Origin of the sequence: Neisseria animaloris (assembly GCF_900637855.1) — a bacterium.
GTDB lineage: Bacteria > Pseudomonadota > Gammaproteobacteria > Burkholderiales > Neisseriaceae > Neisseria > Neisseria animaloris.
The window spans coordinates 1,519,713-1,537,570 of record NZ_LR134440.1 but is presented as its reverse complement, the minus strand read 5'-3'; the positions used below and the strand labels follow the sequence as shown (position 1 = coordinate 1,537,570).

Annotated in this window: 14 protein-coding genes; 5 read left to right on the top strand and 9 right to left on the bottom strand. The window is 51.5% G+C overall.

Going from position 1 to position 17,858, the window contains the following annotated elements:
• Positions 1-154 precede the first annotated feature (154 nt).
• The 3 genes from EL216_RS07095 to argE all read left to right on the top strand — a co-directional run bounded on the left by EL216_RS07095 (position 155) and on the right by argE (position 3,933).
• Positions 155-1,195 carry a type IV pilus twitching motility protein PilT gene (locus EL216_RS07095; RefSeq protein WP_085389947.1) on the top strand — a complete coding sequence of 347 codons (1,041 nt, stop codon included), beginning with the start codon at positions 155-157 and terminating at the stop codon, positions 1,193-1,195.
• Positions 1,196-1,231: 36 nt separating this feature from the next.
• On the top strand, positions 1,232-2,461 hold the full coding sequence (locus EL216_RS07090) for a PilT/PilU family type 4a pilus ATPase (RefSeq protein WP_085389948.1): 1,230 nt from the start codon (positions 1,232-1,234) through the stop codon (positions 2,459-2,461).
• A gap of 314 nt (positions 2,462-2,775) precedes the next feature.
• On the top strand, positions 2,776-3,933 hold the full coding sequence (gene argE / locus EL216_RS07085) for an acetylornithine deacetylase (RefSeq protein ID WP_085389949.1): 1,158 nt from the start codon (positions 2,776-2,778) through the stop codon (positions 3,931-3,933).
• 100 nt (positions 3,934-4,033) lie between these two features.
• Here argE and mutS read toward each other — a convergent pair whose 3' ends face one another.
• The 7 genes from mutS to EL216_RS07050 form a co-directional block, all read right to left on the bottom strand.
• Positions 4,034-6,613 (bottom strand): DNA mismatch repair protein MutS, encoded by a 2,580-nt coding sequence (gene mutS / locus EL216_RS07080; protein WP_085389950.1) that lies wholly within the window; start codon positions 6,611-6,613, stop codon positions 4,034-4,036.
• A 285-nt stretch (positions 6,614-6,898) separates the two neighbouring features.
• Entirely contained in the window at positions 6,899-7,231 is a 333-nt protein-coding gene (locus EL216_RS07075; protein ID WP_085389951.1) for a hypothetical protein, read from the bottom strand.
• A 156-nt stretch (positions 7,232-7,387) separates the two neighbouring features.
• Positions 7,388-8,782 (bottom strand): glutamate--tRNA ligase, encoded by a 1,395-nt coding sequence (gltX, locus tag EL216_RS07070; protein WP_085389952.1) that lies wholly within the window; start codon positions 8,780-8,782, stop codon positions 7,388-7,390.
• Positions 8,783-8,916: 134 nt separating this feature from the next.
• Complete coding sequence (locus EL216_RS07065) at positions 8,917-9,648, bottom strand: dienelactone hydrolase family protein (RefSeq protein WP_085389953.1); 732 nt, start codon at positions 9,646-9,648, stop codon at positions 8,917-8,919.
• A gap of 134 nt (positions 9,649-9,782) precedes the next feature.
• Positions 9,783-11,150 (bottom strand): tRNA uridine-5-carboxymethylaminomethyl(34) synthesis GTPase MnmE, encoded by a 1,368-nt coding sequence (gene mnmE, locus EL216_RS07060; RefSeq protein WP_085389954.1) that lies wholly within the window; start codon positions 11,148-11,150, stop codon positions 9,783-9,785.
• Positions 11,151-11,363: 213 nt separating this feature from the next.
• Positions 11,364-11,690 carry an FKBP-type peptidyl-prolyl cis-trans isomerase gene (locus tag EL216_RS07055; RefSeq protein ID WP_085389955.1) on the bottom strand — a complete coding sequence of 109 codons (327 nt, stop codon included), beginning with the start codon at positions 11,688-11,690 and terminating at the stop codon, positions 11,364-11,366.
• A gap of 71 nt (positions 11,691-11,761) precedes the next feature.
• Entirely contained in the window at positions 11,762-11,989 is a 228-nt protein-coding gene (locus EL216_RS07050) for a DUF2061 domain-containing protein (protein WP_085389956.1), read from the bottom strand.
• 185 nt (positions 11,990-12,174) lie between these two features.
• Between EL216_RS07050 and EL216_RS07045 the strand changes: the two genes are divergently transcribed.
• Positions 12,175-13,125, top strand: a complete 951-nt coding sequence (locus tag EL216_RS07045; protein ID WP_085389957.1) for a D-2-hydroxyacid dehydrogenase — start codon at positions 12,175-12,177, stop codon at positions 13,123-13,125.
• Between the two features lie 78 nt (positions 13,126-13,203).
• Here EL216_RS07045 and gnd read toward each other — a convergent pair whose 3' ends face one another.
• Positions 13,204-14,652 (bottom strand): decarboxylating NADP(+)-dependent phosphogluconate dehydrogenase, encoded by a 1,449-nt coding sequence (gene gnd, locus EL216_RS07040; RefSeq protein WP_085389958.1) that lies wholly within the window; start codon positions 14,650-14,652, stop codon positions 13,204-13,206.
• Between the two features lie 417 nt (positions 14,653-15,069).
• Between gnd and ggt the strand changes: the two genes are divergently transcribed.
• On the top strand, positions 15,070-16,845 hold the full coding sequence (ggt, locus tag EL216_RS07035; RefSeq protein WP_408633985.1) for a gamma-glutamyltransferase: 1,776 nt from the start codon (positions 15,070-15,072) through the stop codon (positions 16,843-16,845).
• Between the two features lie 87 nt (positions 16,846-16,932).
• Here ggt and lpxC read toward each other — a convergent pair whose 3' ends face one another.
• On the bottom strand, positions 16,933-17,850 hold the full coding sequence (gene lpxC, locus EL216_RS07030; protein WP_085389959.1) for a UDP-3-O-acyl-N-acetylglucosamine deacetylase: 918 nt from the start codon (positions 17,848-17,850) through the stop codon (positions 16,933-16,935).
• Positions 17,851-17,858: the final 8 nt, after the last annotated feature.

Below are 17,858 nucleotides of genomic sequence, written 5' to 3'. Positions count from 1 at the left end.
GCCGTTTTTGGCTTGTTAGCAAAAATAATTAAATTTTTACTTGGTTTAACAGGCTATACCTATTTAAAATAACGGGCTATACCGATTAAATCGTCATTATTTTTTTACCTTAAACAGGTTATTTAATTTTAACTTAAAAAATCAAGGCCACATTATGCAAATTACCGACTTACTCGCGTTTGGTGTCAAAAACAAAGCATCCGACCTCCACCTTAGCTCAGACCTGCCACCGATGATCCGCGTACACGGCGACGTGCGACGCATCAATCTGCCCGAAATGGGCAGCGACGAAGTGGGCAATATGATTACTTCGGTGATGAACGACTATCAACGCAAAGTGTACCAGCAAAATCTGGAAGTGGACTTTTCTTTCGAGCTGCCCAACGTAGCCCGTTTCCGTGTGAACGCATTTACCACCAACCGCGGTCCTGCCGCAGTATTCCGTACTATTCCCAGCAACGTATTGACTCTGGAAGACCTGAAAGCTCCGCGTATTTTCCAAAAAATCGCCGATAATCCGCGCGGCTTGGTGTTGGTAACTGGCCCTACCGGTTCGGGTAAATCCACCACGCTGGCAGCCATGATCAACTACATCAACGACACCCAACCCGCACACATCCTCACCATCGAAGACCCAATCGAATTTGTGCATGAAAGTAGAAAGTCCCTAATCAACCAGCGCGAACTGCACCAGCACACACACAGTTTCGCCAATGCTTTGAAATCGGCTCTCCGTGAAGACCCCGACGTAATTCTGGTGGGTGAGATGCGCGACCCCGAAACCATCGGTCTGGCGCTCACCGCCGCCGAAACCGGCCACTTGGTATTCGGTACCCTACACACCACCGGTGCCGCCAAAACTGTTGACCGTATCGTCGACGTTTTCCCTGCCGGCGAAAAAGAAATGGTACGCTCCATGCTTTCCGAATCGCTGCGCGCCGTTATTTCTCAAACGCTGTTAAAAACCCGAGACGGCAACAGTCGTGTGGCTGCGCATGAAATCTTGGTATCCACCGCCGCCGTGCGCAACTTGATCCGCGAAAACAAAATCGCCCAGATCAATTCGGCACTGCAAACCGGCCAGGCCCACGGCATGCAGACTCTCGACCAAGCTTTGCAAAACCTCGTGCGCCAAGGCGTTATTTCTCCTGAAACGGCCCGCAGCAAAGCGCATAACAGCGATATGATTATCTAATTTTTCCTACACATTACCCGATGACGAGAAAACGACATGAGCGATTCAAACCAACTGCATAATCTGTTGACGGAAATGGTTCAGGCATATTCGCAAAAAAACCAACCGCCGCATATTCCCACGCCCGCCGAAATCGGTGTCCATCTGCATCCCATCCTCGACCGCATGTGTGCTGATGCCGAACAACGCAAAGCATCCGACATCTTCATCAGTGCCGGTTTCCCGCCTGCCATGAAGGTAAACGGCGTATTGACCCCGATGCCGCACAAAGCACTTTCCGGCGCAGATACAGCCGCTATCGTGCAATCAACCATGAACGAGAGCCAGCTTGAAGCATTCAACCGCGATCTGGAACTCAACTACTCGGTTCAATCCCGTTCAAACACCCGCTACCGTGTGAATGCTTATCACGAGCAAGGCCGTGTCGGTTTAGTAATGCGTCGCATCAACCAAAATATTCCGAGCATAGAAGAACTTGCCCTGCCGTCCAAGCTCAAGGATCTCGCCCTGACCCCTCGCGGCCTGCTGATTCTCGCCGGCCCTACCGGTTCGGGTAAATCCACTTCGATGGCTGCCATGGTCGACTACCGCAACCAAAAAATTCCCGGCCACATCGTTACCATCGAAGACCCGATCGAATACCTTTACAAACCGCGCCGCTGCATCATTACCCAACGCGAAGTCGGTATCGACACCCCCGACTGGAAAATAGCCGTACAAAGTGCCATGCGCCAAGCGCCGGATGTCGTATGTATCGGTGAGGTGCGCAGCGAACACAGTATGGAATACGCGTTGCAACTGGCGCAAACCGGCCACTTGTGCGTGTTTACCATCCATGCCAACAATGCCTCGCAAGCCATCGAACGTATCATCAACTTCTATCCCGAAGAACGCCAACATCAAGTATTGATGGACTTGGCTTTGAATCTGATCGGCATTATCGGCCAACGTTTGATTATCAAAAAAGGCCGCAGCCAACGCACCGCCATCATCGATTTGCTGCTGAACACCCCTGCCATGCAGGATACGATTTTCAAAGGCGAGTTGATGGAAATCAAAGACTTGATGGTACGTTCCACCGTGGAAGGCATGCAGACGTTCGACCAAAACCTGTTCGACCTCTATCTCAAAGGTCAAGTCGAATACGACGAGGCTTTGCGCCAAGCGGACTCTCCCAACGACTTGCGCTTGCGCATCCAATTGCATGAAGAAGGCGACAGCCCGGAAAAACTGTACGACCGCATCAGCGATTTAAACCTGATGTAAAACGACTTCCTGCCGTAAACAATCAAGGCCGTCTGAAAAATTTGTTTCAGACGGCCTTATCATAACCGGCCGTATCGGAGGATACGGCGGTAAAAACCAATGGTTCATACAAAACGGTAGGCCGCAAGCATAGTAAACGGCATGACAACGGTTTGATCGGTCTGCGACTATCGCATGATTCAATATCTGTCCGGTAAAAATACAAGGAGTTCCGCCCGTGCAGTTTGAGAAAAATCATATCAGGCGCAGAATGGCAGCTTTGTTTTTCCGTAAAATCGGTATAATTTAAGTCATTATCAATGAAGGCTGACATCATGAATACACTAAACTGGCTTACCCGTTTAATCTCCCACGACACCACCAGCCGCCATTCCAACCTTTCGTTGATTCACGAAGTGGCCGGTTTCCTTGAAGGGCAAGGTCTACAACCTTGGTTGGCCCATAACGCCGACCGCAGCAAAGCCAATTTATTCGTTACCATACCCGCTTCAGACGGCTGCACCGATGGCGGTTTGATTTTTTCGGGTCACACCGACGTTGTGCCGGTAGACGGCCAGCAATGGCATTCCAACCCTTTTCAGGCGGAAGTGCGCGAGGGCAAACTGTATGGGCGCGGTGCGGCCGACATGAAAGGTTTTATCGCTTCGGTGCTGGCCGCAGTGCCGCAAATGAAAGCCGCCCGCTTGAACCGCCCTCTGCATATCGCTTTATCGTATGACGAAGAGGTCGGCTGCCTCGGTGCGCCGGTGATGATTGAAGAATTGCAACGGCGGGGGCTGACACCGGAGCACTGCATTGTCGGCGAACCGACTTCGATGAAAATGGTGGTGGCACACAAAGGGCACCATTACTTCAGTTGCCGCGTACACGGCAAAGCCGTGCATTCTTCGTTGACTCCGCAAGGCGTGAATTCGATTGAGTATGCGGCCCGCCTGATTGTGTTTATCAACGATCTGGCAGGCCGTCTGAAAGAAGACTACGAGCAAGACGAGGCTTTCGACGTGCCGTTTTCCACATTGGGCGTGAACACCATACACGGCGGCACCGCGGTTAATATCGTGCCGCAGTTATGCGAATTTTCTTTCGACTACCGCAACCTGCCGCACATGGATGCCGCCGCCGTTATCGAACCGATCGAAGCCTATATCCGCAACGTACTGGAGCCGCAAATGCAAACCGTAGACCCTGCCTGCCATATCGAGCTGCGGCATCACGGCGCGGTACCGGCCATGCCGGAAGGTGATGCGCGGGCACTGTATGAATTGGTATCCGCTCTGGTGGACGAAAAAACCCGGCAGAAAGTGGCCTATGCCACGGAAGGCGGCCAATTCAAACAAGCCGGTATCCATACGGTCATCTGCGGGCCGGGCAATATCGAGCAGGCACACCGTCCGAACGAATTTATCGAGTTGGACCAATTGGCCCGCTGCGATGCATTCCTGAGCAAAATGATTGCCGCCCAAAGCCGTTAAAGCGGTCGAAAAACAGCTAAAGCCCCTGCAACATACCAATAGGCCGTCTGAACATAATGTTCAGACGGCCTTCTTCAGAAAAGGTCTGTTCTTCAAAAAACTAAGATTCTTCTGATAACCCCTTCAATTTATACACCCATTCCAAAGCCTCGCGCGGCGAGAGTTCGTCGGGGTTGACGGTTTTGAGTGCTTCTAATGCAGGATTAGGCGCGGATTCCGGTTCGGTTTCGTTTTCCTCCCATGCCGCATCTTGTCTTTCAGACGGCATCATATTAAAAATATCCATTTGCGGGCGGTTGGCGGCGGCTTGGGCTTCGAGTTCGTTCAAATGCTTGTGGGCGGACTTCAACGCGCGGGCGGGCAGGCCGGCGAGTTTGGCGACGGCGATACCGTAGCTTTTGCTGGCGGGGCCGGGTTCGATGTGGTGCAAGAACACGATGTCCTGCCCTTCTTCCAATGCCGACAAATGCATATTGACGGCGGTGGCATGGGCTTCTGGCAGGCGGGTCAGCTCGAAATAATGGGTGGCAAACAGGCTGAACGATTTGTTTTTCTGAATCAGATGCTCGGCGATGGCTTGCGCGAGGGCGAGGCCGTCGAAGGTGGAAGTGCCGCGGCCGACTTCGTCCATCAACACCAGCGATTGTTCGGTGGCGTGGTGCAGAATGTAGGCGGTTTCGCTCATTTCCACCATGAAGGTCGAGCGGTTGCCGGCCAAATCGTCGGACGCGCCGATGCGGGTGAAAATCTGGTCGATAGGGCCGATTTTGGCTGCGTCGGCAGGCACGAACGCGCCGGTGTGCGCCAGCAGCACAATCAAGGCCACTTGGCGCATGTAGGTGGATTTACCGCCCATATTGGGGCCGGTAAGCAGCATCAGGCGGTGTTTGTGGTCGAGGGCGGTGTGGTTGGCGGTAAAGTGGCGCACTTGTTGCTCGACGACGGGATGGCGGCCGTTGTCGATTTCGATTAAGGGGTAATCAGCAAACTCGGGGCAAACGTAACCGCGCTCTTCGCTGTGTTTGGCGAAGGTGGACAATACGTCCAGCGAGGCGGCGGCTTTGGCGGCTTTTTGAAGCTGCGGTAAGGCCGTCTGAAGTTCTTTCAGCAGGGTTTCGTAGAGTTGTTTTTCCAATGCCAACGCCTGCTCTTGCGCGGTTAATACTTTGTCTTCAAAAGTTTTGAGTTCGGGCGTGATAAAACGCTCGGCGTTTTTCAGCGTTTGGCGGCGTTGGTAATCGGCCGGTGCTTGTTCGGCCTGTACTTTGGAAAGTTCGATATAAAAACCGTGCACGCGGTTGAACTCTACTTTCAAGGTAGATAAGCCGGTGCGCTCGCGTTCGCGGGCTTCGAGGGCGAGCAAAAATTCGTCGCCGTGGTTTTGGATGTGGCGCAGTTCGTCCAATCCGGCGTGGAAACCTTCGTTGATCACGCCGCCGTCGCGCAGCCAAACCGAGGGTTCGGGCAGAATCGCAGCTTGCAGTTTTTCGGCAATCGGCAGGGTTTCGGGGAACACGTTTTGCAGGGTTTGCAGCAAACCGCTGCCGCCGGCGGGCAGTTCGGTTTCGGCCAAAACAAACAGGCTGTCGCGCAATGCGGCCAAATCGCGCGGGCGGGCGTTGCCCACGGCGATGCGGGCGGCGATGCGTTCGATGTCGGCAATGTTTTTCAGACGGCCTTGCAGGTCTGCATAATGGTTTTGCAGTTCCAACACCGCTTGTTGCCGAGCCTGAATATGGGCGCGATTGCGCAGCGGATGGTGCAGCCACAAAGCCAGCAGGCGGCTGCCCATATGGGTGGCGCAGTCGTCGAGCACGGAAAACAGCGTCGGCGATTTTTTGCCGGTAAGCGTTTGGGTGATTTCCAGATTGCGGCGGGTGGCGGCATCCATGCCGATATATTGGTTTTCGGTTTCGAGCGAGAGGCCGTCTAGATGCTGCGGCAGGTGGTTTTGGGTGAGGCGGATATAGTTGAGCAGTGCGCCGGCGGCACCGATGGCGGCGGCATGGTCGTCCAAATTCAAGCCGAAACCGAGCAAATCTTGACAGCCGAAATAATCGGTGAGCAGCTTGGCGGCGGTATCGGCGGCAAACTGCCAATGGTTCAGCCGCGTGATATTGGCCGCCTGAAGCGGCGGTGCGTTTTTGCCGTCGGGCAGCAGAATTTCGGCAGCCTGCAAGCGGGCAAGCTCGTCGGGCAGTTTGTCGGCGGTGGTAAGTTTCACTTTAAATTCGCCGCTTTGCAGCGATGCCCATGCCAAGCCGATGTGTTTTTTGTCGGCACACACGGCCACGATGCGGTTGGTTTCTTTGTCTTCGAGAAACGCGCTGTCGGTAAGCGTGCCGGGGGTAACGATGCGCACCACTTTGCGCTCCACCGGCCCCTTGCCTGCACCCACTTCGCCGGTCTGCTCGCAAATCGCCACGCTTTTGCCCATTTTCACCAGCCGCGCCAGATACTGTTCGGCGGCATGAAACGGCACGCCCGCCATCTTGATTGGCTCGCCGTTCATCTGCCCGCGCGTGGTGAGCGTAATATTCAGCAGCTTGGCCGCCTCTACTGCGTCGTCGAGAAACAGCTCGTAAAAATCGCCCATGCGGTAAAACACCAGCTTGTCGGTGTGATGCGCTTTAATGTCGAGATATTGCTGCATCATCGGGGAAACGGCAGGTTTGGTCATTTCAGACGGCCTTGTGGTGTGAATCTTGAAGAGGCGTATTGTATCGCAAATAAACTTAAATTTTGCTACGGCATTGCCGCGCCTTAGCTCGAAGAGAACGATTTTGTAAGCCGCTAAAGCGGCACAGAATCGCTTCCGTACTACTTGTACTGTCTGCGGCTTGCTGCTTTGTATCAAAATAAGTTTATTTGCTATAGCAAACGGAGGAAGGGTTGAGGCCGTCTGAAAGTTTTCAGACGGCCTCAAGAGCATGCAACCGGGCGTTTGCCTGCTTCAGGCGAATGTTCAGTTAAACTTTTTACAGCTCACACTATCATCTCTACAAAAGAAACCGTCTTGCTCTTTTGTACAGGCTTTACGGGAGGCGATGCGTGCCAAACCTTCGTTGTAATCGGTGGCTTCATAGGTTTTACCGAATACCGAAATACTGCATACATACACAGGATTTCTCGTTTTGCGGTGTTCGATAACGATACTCTGCTTATTCTGTTTTTCGAGCAATTCCAAGCGTTTTTCCAGATAAGTAATGCGGGATTCCAAGGCGGCAATACGTGCGTCGGTGTTGGCGAAGGCGGCAGTGGATGTTAAGAGTAAAGTGAGCAAGAGACCTTTTTTCATGTTTTCTTCCTAAAATTTTTCCAACAAAAATTGATTATGTCTTTTTATACTGAAATGCATAAATCGTCATAACCGTTATTAAGAAAGATTCATACTAAACTTAAAAGGCCGTCTGAAACAATCTTTCAGACGGCCTTTTACCTGAACATACAAGAATTAGCTGCGAATCCGCATCAACACTTCTTCTTTGCCGATTAATGCCAGTACTGCGTCCACGCTCGGGGTTTTGGCTGTTCCGCACACGGCCAAACGCAGCGGCATGCCGAGTTTGCCCATTTTTATGCCTTCGGCTTCGCAGAAAGGTTTGAACAAATCGTGGATGGATTCGGCATTCCAATCGCTCAGTCCTTCAAGTTTGTCGGCAAAGCGCAGCATGCGCGCGGGAGCCTCTTCGTCCCAATGTTTTTGTACGTCGGCTTCGGCCGGCGTGCCTTTTCGGTAGAAATAAATACATTCGTCGGCCAGCGTGTTCAAATCTTGGGCGCGGTCTTTAACCAAAGCCAACACGTCTTCCAAAGCGGGTTTGTCGGTAACGTCGACACCGCGCACGGCCAAGCGGGGTTTAACTAATTCTGCCAATTCTTCATTGGACGTGATTTTGATGTGCTCGCCGTTGATCCAGTAGAGCTTTTTCAAATCCATGCGGCTGGGCGAAGGGGAAACGTCTTTTAAATCAAACCATTCTACAAACTGCTTCATGGTAAAGAATTCGTCGTCGCCATGCGCCCAACCCAAACGGGCGAGATAGTTCAGCATGGCTTCGGGCAGGATACCCATCGCGCCGAAATCGGTAATCGCCACGGTGTCGCCACTGCGTTTGGAGATTTTCTTACCTTGCTCGTTCAAAATCATCGGCAGATGCGCGTATTCGGGCAGGGTGGCACCCATTGCTTTTAAGATGTTGATTTGCTTGGGGGTGTTATTCACATGGTCATCGCCACGGATAACATGGGTAACGCCCATATCGCAATCGTCCACCACCACGCAGAAGTTATAGGTGGGCGTGCCGTCGGCGCGGGCGATAATCAGGTCGTCCAAGGCTTCGTTGGGAATGCTGATTTGACCTTTAACCAAATCGTTCCATGTGGTCGTGCTGTCAATCGGGGTTTTGAAACGCACCACCGGCTCCACGCCTTCGGGTACGGGCGGCAGGGTTTTGCCGGCTTCGGGCCGCCAGCGGCGGTCGTAAGTGGCCGTGCCTTCTTTTTCGGCTTTCTCGCGCATGGCTTCCAGCTCTTCTTTGCTGCAATAGCAATGGTAGGCATGGCCTTTTTCGAGCAGTTCGGCAATCACTTCTTTATAGCGGTCGAAACGGCGGGTTTGATAAACCACGTTGTCGGCATTGTCGTAGTTGAGCCCTACCCAATTCATACCGTCGAGAATAATGTTGACCGATTCGGCGGTAGAACGCTCCAAATCAGTATCTTCGATACGCAACAAAAATTCGCCTTTGTGCTTTCTGGCAAACGCCCATGAAAACAGGGCAGTACGCACACCGCCGATGTGCAGATAACCGGTGGGGCTGGGGGCAAAACGGGTACGGACAGTCATGGTTTCGGCTCCGGTAATAGGGAAAGGCATTATTGTATAGAGGGGTGGGGAATTATGCTACTTTGCAGGTTGAACAGGCCGTCTGAAACTAAATTTCAGACGGCCTTTTATCCGTATCGATACAATTCCGCCGGTTACAGCACCCGTTCCAACAAATTCAACATATTCTGCCATGCCGCTGCCGCCGCAGTTTCATCATAAGCCAAATCCACACCGTTTTTCTCTCCGTTGCGGGTAGCCTGCGGGTTGGTAAAACCGTGTTTGGCATCAGGGAAAACATCCACATGATAATGCACTTTGGCGGCTTTCATTTCCTGCTCGAATGCGGCCACGTCATCCATCGAAACCATCACGTCTTTGCCCGCATGCTCAACCAGAATCTCACCCTTAACAATACCTTCCAGAGCAGGAACAACCGGCGCGAGAATGCCGTGGAAGCTGGTAACGGCTTTCAAATCTTCGCCGCGGCGCGCCATATCGAGCACCACTTTGCCGCCGAAACAGAAACCGATTGCTCCGATACTGTGCGGGTTCACTTCAGGCTGCGCTGCCAGAGTATGGAAAGCCAGTTTGGTGCGCTCGGCCAAAATAGCCGGGTCGGACAATACACCGGTCATCCATTCGTTGGCTTGGGCAGCTTCGTCGGTAAGCCGGCCTTCTCCGTATAAATCCATCACCATTGCGGCATAGCCTTCCGAAGCGAGCTTTTCGGCGGCTTGTTTGGCGTGATCGCTCATGCCCCACCATTCGGGAGCGACCAACACGCCGGAAAGGTCGTTAACGGCCTGTTCGGGCAGGCACAAATAGCCTTGCAGATTCAATCCGTCGGCAGTGGTGTAATTTACGGTACGGGTAGTAAAAGACATAATTTAATCCTCTATTTACGGTTTCAGACGGCCTTTAGCTTAATGGAACAAGCATTTATATACAAGGTGTCGGTATGATAGAGAAGGCCGTCTGAAAACAAACTAAAGTTTTCAGACGGCCTTATTTATATTGTTTACTTGCCGATACAGAATCTCGAAAAAATCACGCCCAGTAAATCGTCTGCCGTAAATTCGCCGGTGATTTCGCTGCATGCCGTTTGGGCCAGCCGCAGGTGTTCGGCCAGCAGCTCGATTTGGTTGTTGCCGCACAGGGCGGCGTTTTCGAGTTCAGTTTCGGCGGCGGAGAGCGCGGTAAGGTGGCGACTGCGGGCGAGAAAAAGGCTTTCGCTTTCGCCCTGCCAGCCGATTTCTTTCAATAATGCCTGTTTCAACAAGTTTAAACCTTCGCCGGTTTTGGCAGACAATCTGATTAAGGTATCGGCACCGCTGGCGGTGTTCAGGCCGTCTGAAATCATTTCCACGGTTTCGCCGGTGAGGTCGGTTTTATTGTGGATTTCGATTTTTTTCAGATTGTCGGGCAGGCCGTCGAGAATGGCTTGGGTTTTGGCGTTGATGCCTTCGCGCGGGTCGATCAGTATCAGCGCCACATCGGCTTCTTTTACGGCTTTATGGCTGCGCTCGATGCCGATTTTTTCCACCACGTCGTCGGTTTCGCGCAGGCCGGCGGTGTCGATGATGTGAACGGGCACGCCGTCTAAGGCGATTTGTTCGCGCACCGTGTCGCGGGTGGTGCCGGCGATGTCGGTAACGATGGCGATGTCGTCGCCCGCCAACGCGTTGAGCAGGCTGGATTTGCCCACATTAGGCGCACCCACCAGCACCACGTTCATGCCTTCGCGCAAAATCGCACCTTGTTCGGCGCTGGCCAACACGGTTTTGAGACGGCCTTGCAGCTCCGCCAGTTTGCCGCGTGCATCGGCGGCTTCGAGAAAATCGATGTCTTCTTCGGGAAAATCGAGCGTGGCTTCCACCAGCATCCGCAGAGTAATCAGTTCGTCCACCAGCGCGTGAATGTGCTGCGAAAACGCGCCTTTGAGCGAACGCACGGCCATGCGGGCGGCGGAACGGCTGGAGGCGTCGATTAAGTCGGCCACGCTTTCGGCCTGCGCCAAATCGAGTTTGTTGTTGAGAAAAGCGCGTTTGGTAAACTCACCCGGCTCGGCCATGCGCGCACCCAGTTGCAGGCAACGTTGCAGCAGCATATCCATCACCACCGGCCCGCCGTGTCCTTGCAGTTCGATCACGTCTTCGCCGGTGAAGCTGGCAGGCGCGGCAAAATAGAACAGCAGGCCGTTGTCGATGGCTTGGCCGTCTGAATCCAAAAAGTCGGTGTAAAGGGCAACGCGCGGCTTGGGGGTTTTGCCGCCGCTGATCTGCTGCGCCAACGGCAGCAGGTTTTTGCCGGAAATACGCACAACGCCTACGCCGCCGCGTCCGGGGGCGGTGGCGATGGCTGCAATGGTGGGAGTGGGTGCGGACATAGGGTTTATCTCGAAAAGTAACGGTGTGATTATAGCAAAAGGCCGTCTGAAAACGGTTTATCAGACGGCCTGTGTCGGAGGTCGGAATCTTCGCAAATTTAAAATACAGATTTAAACAATGCCTCAAACGGGTATTTTACAAAAAATCAAAACATAAAATACTTCTGTAAAGCCGATACGGAAGCGATATGCTTTTCAGACGGCCTTCCGGTTTTATTCGTAAACTTTTAATAATTCCACTTCAAAAATCAATGTGGCATTAGGCGGAATCACACCGCCCGCGCCATGTGCGCCGTAACCCATTTCTGGCGGAATGGTAAGTTTGCGTTTGCCGCCTTCTTTCATGCCGCCGAAACCTTCGTCCCAACCTTGAATCACTTGGCCTACGCCCAAAGTGATGGTCAGCGGCTGGCGGCGGTCGAGGCTGGAATCGAACTTAGTGCCGTCTTCAAGCCAACCGGTGTAATGTACCGTGATTTCTTTGCCTTTTACCGCTTCTTTACCGTGGCCGGTTTCGATGTCTTCAATAATCAGGCTCATACAGATTCCTTCTTTATCAGGTTGGAAATGCGGCAAGATTAACATAATTTACCGCAGGCGGCATGCGCATTTCAGTTGCCTACGCATTGATGCAGCGGAAAGCGGGCTTGCTCGGCTTCAACGTTTCTTTTACGTTCGATGCGGTTCCATGCTTTTTCGTGGAAATAGAAAACAACGGTGTTTACAATCGGCTCGATTAACGCCACCGCACCGGAAATACCGATGCTTCCGGTTAAAACGTAAGCGACACCGAAAGCGACGCTGAAATGTAAAATGGCAAAAGTAATGGTTTTCAACATAATGTATTCCTAAACAAACAGGCCGTCTGAAGATTTTGCAACCCGCTTCGGGTATCGGTTTAAAATCGGGTTAATGAATTATTTTGTTATGATAACTATTTTCAATCAAAAAATTAAAGTTAATTTTCTTAATCTATTATTAGCCAATTTTTATTGATTTTATAAACTTATAGAGAGAAGCAATAATGAAGACACTCAAAGTAGTTGTTCTCGACCGCGGTACCCTTCCCGAAAGGCCGTTCACTTTCCATTTCGAACATCAAACCGTCGAATACGAAAAAACGGCTTCCGAAGAAACAGCCGAACGCATTCACAATGCGGATATCGTCATCACCAATAAAGTGAAGATTTCCGCCGAACACATCGCCGCCAACCCGCAACTCAAACTCATCGCCGTTACCGCCACAGGGGTAAACAATGTGGATATTGCCGCCGCTAAAAAAGCCGGAACTGCAGTGTGCAATATCCGTGCATACGGCAATGAATCGGTGGCGGAACACGCTTTTATGCTGATGATTGCATTAATGCGCAACCTGCCCGCCTACCAACGCGACATGGCCGCCGGCATATGGGAAAAATCACCGTTTTTCTGTCATTTCAGTGCACCGATACGTGATTTGAACGGCAAAACCCTGGCTATTTTCGGCCGCGGCAATATCGGCGAAACTCTGGCGGGTTATGCACGCGCATTCAATATGAATGTAATTTTCGGCGAGCACAAAAACGCCGAAACCGTGCGTGAAGGTTATGTTTCTTTCGACGAGGCCATCCGCAGCGCAGACGCGGTTTCGCTGAATTGCCCGCTCACCGAAGAAACCGCCGATATGATCGGTGTAGAAGAATTGCAGCAAATGAAACCCGGGGCGGTATTGATAAACTGTGCCCGCGGCGGTTTGGTAGACGAGCAGGCACTTGTTGCCGCGTTGAAATACGGTCGTCTCGGCGGTGCGGGTTTTGACGTGCTTACCGAAGAACCTCCGCGCAACGGCAACCCGCTGTTGAAAGCACGTCTGCCCAATCTGATTGTTACCCCGCATATAGCATGGGGCAGCACCGAAGCCCATAACCGTTTGTTCGATATTTTGCTGGATAACATTAACGGGTTTGTTTTGGGGAACCCGCAAAACATCATATAAACCCGATACAAACCAAGAGGCCGTCTGAAAACTTATTTCAGACGGCCTCTTTAATCAAATAATATCTATTTAATTCAATCAAATATCGTAAGTGGTCGATGCCGTATCGCCGCCTTTGCCCGTCCAGTTGGTGTGGAAAAACTCGCCGCGCGGTTTGTCGGTACGCTCGTAGGTGTGCGCACCGAAATAGTCGCGTTGGGCTTGCAACAGGTTGGCAGGCAGGCGTTCGGTGGTGTAGCCGTCTAAGAAAGTGATTGCAGATGCCATGCAGGGCATGGGAATGCCGCACTCAACGGCTTTGGCCACCACTTTGCGCCATGCCGGCAAACAGTTTTCGAGAATGTTTTTGAAATACGGATCCGCTCCCAAGAAAACCAAATCGGGGTTGGCTTCGTAAGCATCGCGGATGTTGCCTAAAAACGCGCTGCGGATGATGCAGCCTTCACGCCACAGCAAAGCGGTTTGGCCGTAGTTCAATGCCCAATCGTTTACTTCGCTGGCTTCGCGAATCAACATAAAACCTTGTGCATAAGAAATAATTTTTGAAGCGAGCAAAGCTTCACGCAGGGCTTCCACCCATTCGGTTTTATCGCCTGCCACCGGCTTGATGGTTTTATTGAACAGTTTTCCTGCCTGAACGCGCTGTTCTTTAAAGGCGGAAACGCAGCGGGCGAACACCGATTCGGTAATCAGGGTCAACGGAATGCCCAAATCGAGGGCGTTGATGCCCGTCCATTTGCCGGTGCCTTTTTGCCCGGCGGTATCGAGGATTTTTTCCACCAGCGGTTCGCCGTTTTCGTCTTTGAAGCCGAGAATGTCAGCGGTAATCTGAATCAGGTAAGAATCTAACTCGGTACGGTTCCAAATGCTGAAGATTTCGTGCATTTGCGAATAATTCAAGCCCAAACCGTCTTTCATAAACTGATAGGCTTCGCAAATGAGCTGCATATCGCCGTATTCGATGCCGTTGTGCACCATTTTTACGAAATGTCCGGCACCGTCGCGGCCTACCCAATCGCAGCAAGGCTCGCCTTGCGGGGTTTTCGCGGCGATGGCCTGTAAAATCGGTTTCACATGCGGCCAAGCTTCTTCGTTGCCGCCGGGCATAATCGAAGGGCCGTTGCGCGCACCTTCTTCACCGCCCGATACGCCTGCGCCGACAAAGCGGATGCCTTTTTCGGCCAGCTCTTTGGTACGGCGGGTAGAATCGGGAAAATTAGCGTTGCCGCCGTCGATAATGATGTCGTCTTTATCCAATAAGGGAACAAGTTGGTCGATAAACTCGTCTACTACAGCACCGGCTCTCACCATTAGCATGATTTTTCTCGGTTTCTCGAGTTTGTCTACCAAGTCTTGCAAAGAATAAGCACCGATAATATTGGTGCCTTTGGCTGCACCGTTGAGAAAGTCATCTACTTTAGAAACAGTGCGGTTGAAGGCCACAATTTTGAAGCCTTTGTCGTTCATGTTCAAAATTAGGTTTTGACCCATTACGGCCAAACCGATAACGCCGATATCGCCTTTCATCGGAGAATCCTTTTGTTTGTGAAGTATCGGTCGTTTACTTTAACTGATTAGAACCGGATAAACAATGTTTGGCTCTCTGTTGCAGGAAATTTTTCTGAAGTTGGAACTGAGATCGGAGATTGTAAAAATATAATATTTAAATAATAAAAAGATTTTGATGTAGAGAAGCAGGCTATTTTGTGGATAAACCGTTTTTTGTTTTTATTTTAAATAAGATAGGCCGTCTGAAAGATTTGGGAAAAAACATATGGTTTATTGATGATAAATGTGGATAAATTTAAAATAGGACAGTGTTTTGTGGAAAACAAAAGAGCTGTACACAGTTTTCAGACAGCCTTCAACCGCTTAGGCCGTCTGAAAGACGGATACGGCGTATTTGTTTCAAAGAAATGGACAGTTGGGAGAAAAATGATGCAGATGAAAACCTTATACAGTTTGTTGGCTAGTTTGACACTGGCCGCTTATGTACAAACAGCTTCGGCCAACCCGCCGCCTTTGGACCGGCCTCAAGAAGTTCAGACGGCTGTGGAAAACCATGCACCCGAACAGGGCACGGGAATTACCGAGCAAAAGTTAGTGCGGGCCAAAGAGTTTATGGCAGCATCGGCCAACCCTTTCGCTACCGAAGCCGGTTATGAAATTTTGAAACGCGGCGGTAGTGCGATCGACGCCATGATTGCCATGCAGACTACATTGAGCTTAACCGAACCGCAGTCTTCAGGTTTGGGCGGTGGTGCATTTTTGGTGTATTGGGATAATAAAAAGAAAAAGTTGACAACATTTGATGCGCGGGAAACCGCACCGAAAGCCGCCAAACCGGAGCTTTTTTTAGATGAAAACGGCAAACCGCTGGAATTTATACAAGCGGTGGTTGGCGGCCGTTCGGTGGGTGTACCGGGCGTGCCGAAACTTTTGGAAGATGTCCACAAACGCTATGGCAGATTGCCGTGGCACACTTTGTTTGACAAGCCGATAGAGCTGGCACAAAACGGTTTTCCCGTATCGGCGCGGATGGCACGTTCCATCGAGCAAAATCGGGAGCAGTTGCAACGCCATCCCGCCACCGCTGCATATTTTATGCCCGAAGGCAAACCGCTTAAAGAAGGTACGCTGCTGAAAAATCCCGAATTTGCGGCTACGGTAAAACTGCTTGCCAAACAAGGCAGTTCACCGTTTTATAGAGGTATTCCCGCGTTCAATATCGTTAAAACCGTTATCGGTATGTCGGATAATCCCGGCCGGATTTCAATTGAAGACTTCAAAAATTATCAGGTAATCGAACGTGCCCCTGTTTGTATGCCTTACCGCGAATATGAAATTTGCGGTATGGATGCGCCGAGTTCCGGCGGCATCACATTAGGACAAATTTTCGGGATTTTGCAGAATTTCAATATGCGGGCCTTGGGTGCGGACAATATTTTAAGCTGGCGTTTGCTCGGTGATGCTTCCCGACTGGCTTTTGCCGACCGTAATCATTACATTGCCGATCCCGAATTTACCGATGTGCCGGTGAGTGCCATGTTGCATCCTGCTTACTTGAAATTGCGCGCCGATTTGATTGCCGACCATTACGGCGCATTGAAAGATGTGATGCCCGGCGGTTTTGCACGTACACAGGCTAAAGGCGAGGCTGTCGAGTTGCCGTCTACCAGCCATCTGGTGATTGTGGATAAAGACGGTAATGTTGTTTCTATGACCACGTCGATTGAAAATGCTTTCGGCTCTACTTTGATGGCCAACGGTTACCTGCTTAACAACGAGCTGACCGATTTTTCATTCAAACCCGTTGATGAAGAAGGCAGACCGGTAGCCAACAGCGTGGCAGGTGGAAAACGCCCGCGTTCTTCGATGGCACCGACTATCGTGCTGAAAAACGGCGAACCTTATCTGGCAGTCGGCTCGCCCGGCGGCAGCCGTATTATCGGCTATGTGGCCAAAACCTTGACCGCCCATCTCGATTGGGGCATGGATATTCAACAAGCTATTGATTTGCCGAATATGCTTAACCGAACCGGTACTTATGAGCTGGAACAAAACACGCCGGCCGCCGATAAAGCCTTTATTCTGGAAAGATTGGGCTATAAAGTGCAGGTGCGTGATTTGAATTCGGGCACACAAGGCATTGTTATCGGTGCCGATGGGTTGCAGGGCGGTGCCGATCCGCGCCGCGAAGGTAAAGTGATGGGGGATTGATTGTTTTAATACCACAGATGTATCAAGGCCGTCTGAAAACATAAATATGCTTTTTCAGACGGCCTTCGTATGGGTTTTCAATTCGTATTATGCAGCATTCGACAAGCTGTGGAACGCAGCGGGCAAGTCTTCATCATGCGGAAATTCCACCCATTCATAACAGGATTCGTCTGCCAAAATAGCACGCAGCAACGCATTGTTGATGGCATGGCCGGATTTATAGCCTTCAAACGCGCCGATGATCGGGTGGCCGACGATGTATAGGTCGCCGATGGCATCGAGAATTTTATGGCGCACAAATTCGTCGGGATAACGCAAGCCTTCGGGGTTCAACACATCGGTGTCGTCGATTACGATGGCGTTGGAAAGATTGCCGCCCAAACCGAGATTGTGCGAGCGCATCAGTTCCACTTCCTGCATAAAGCCGAACGTGCGGGCGCGGGCGATTTCGTCGATATACGATTTTCCGGCGAAGTCGATTTCAAAAGTGGGGCTGCTGCGGTTGAACACGGGGTGGTCGAATTCGATGGTCAGCGTTACTTTGAAGCCGTCGTAAGGGGTAAAACGCACCCACTTGCCGCTTTCTTGCACTTCTACCGGCTTCAAAATCTTTAAAAAGCGTTTTTGGGCTTTTTGATCGACAATACCCGCATCTTGCAGCAGATAAATAAAGGGCAGGCTCGAGCCGTCCATAATCGGGATTTCGGGCGCGTTCAATTCGATTAAAGCGTTATCCACACCGTAAGCAGCCAAAGCCGACATGATGTGCTCGATGGTGCCGACGCGCACGCCGTGTTCGGTAACCACGGTGGAAGACAAGCGCGTATCGTTAATCAAATAGGGATTGAGCTTGATGGTTTCGCCCTGCACGCCTTCCAAATCGGTGCGGCGGAAAGAAATGCCGCTGTTTTCAGGCGCGGGATTCAGCGTTAATGCCACACGCTCGCCGGAGTGCAGGCCGACGCCGGTAACATGAATGGATTTCGCCAATGTTCTTTGCTGCATGGAATGTT

Coding starts and splice junctions, on each gene's coding strand:
- EL216_RS07095 (WP_085389947.1), top strand. CDS start 155: ATGCAAATTACCGACTTACTCGCGTTTGGTGTCAAAAACAAAGCATCC.
- EL216_RS07090 (WP_085389948.1), top strand. CDS start 1,232: ATGAGCGATTCAAACCAACTGCATAATCTGTTGACGGAAATGGTTCAG.
- argE (WP_085389949.1), top strand. CDS start 2,776: ATGAATACACTAAACTGGCTTACCCGTTTAATCTCCCACGACACCACC.
- mutS (WP_085389950.1), bottom strand. CDS start 6,613: ATGACCAAACCTGCCGTTTCCCCGATGATGCAGCAATATCTCGACATT.
- EL216_RS07075 (WP_085389951.1), bottom strand. CDS start 7,231: ATGAAAAAAGGTCTCTTGCTCACTTTACTCTTAACATCCACTGCCGCC.
- gltX (WP_085389952.1), bottom strand. CDS start 8,782: ATGACTGTCCGTACCCGTTTTGCCCCCAGCCCCACCGGTTATCTGCAC.
- EL216_RS07065 (WP_085389953.1), bottom strand. CDS start 9,648: ATGTCTTTTACTACCCGTACCGTAAATTACACCACTGCCGACGGATTG.
- mnmE (WP_085389954.1), bottom strand. CDS start 11,150: ATGTCCGCACCCACTCCCACCATTGCAGCCATCGCCACCGCCCCCGGA.
- EL216_RS07055 (WP_085389955.1), bottom strand. CDS start 11,690: ATGAGCCTGATTATTGAAGACATCGAAACCGGCCACGGTAAAGAAGCG.
- EL216_RS07050 (WP_085389956.1), bottom strand. CDS start 11,989: ATGTTGAAAACCATTACTTTTGCCATTTTACATTTCAGCGTCGCTTTC.
- EL216_RS07045 (WP_085389957.1), top strand. CDS start 12,175: ATGAAGACACTCAAAGTAGTTGTTCTCGACCGCGGTACCCTTCCCGAA.
- gnd (WP_085389958.1), bottom strand. CDS start 14,652: ATGAAAGGCGATATCGGCGTTATCGGTTTGGCCGTAATGGGTCAAAAC.
- ggt (WP_408633985.1), top strand. CDS start 15,070: ATGAAAACCTTATACAGTTTGTTGGCTAGTTTGACACTGGCCGCTTAT.
- lpxC (WP_085389959.1), bottom strand. CDS start 17,850: ATGCAGCAAAGAACATTGGCGAAATCCATTCATGTTACCGGCGTCGGC.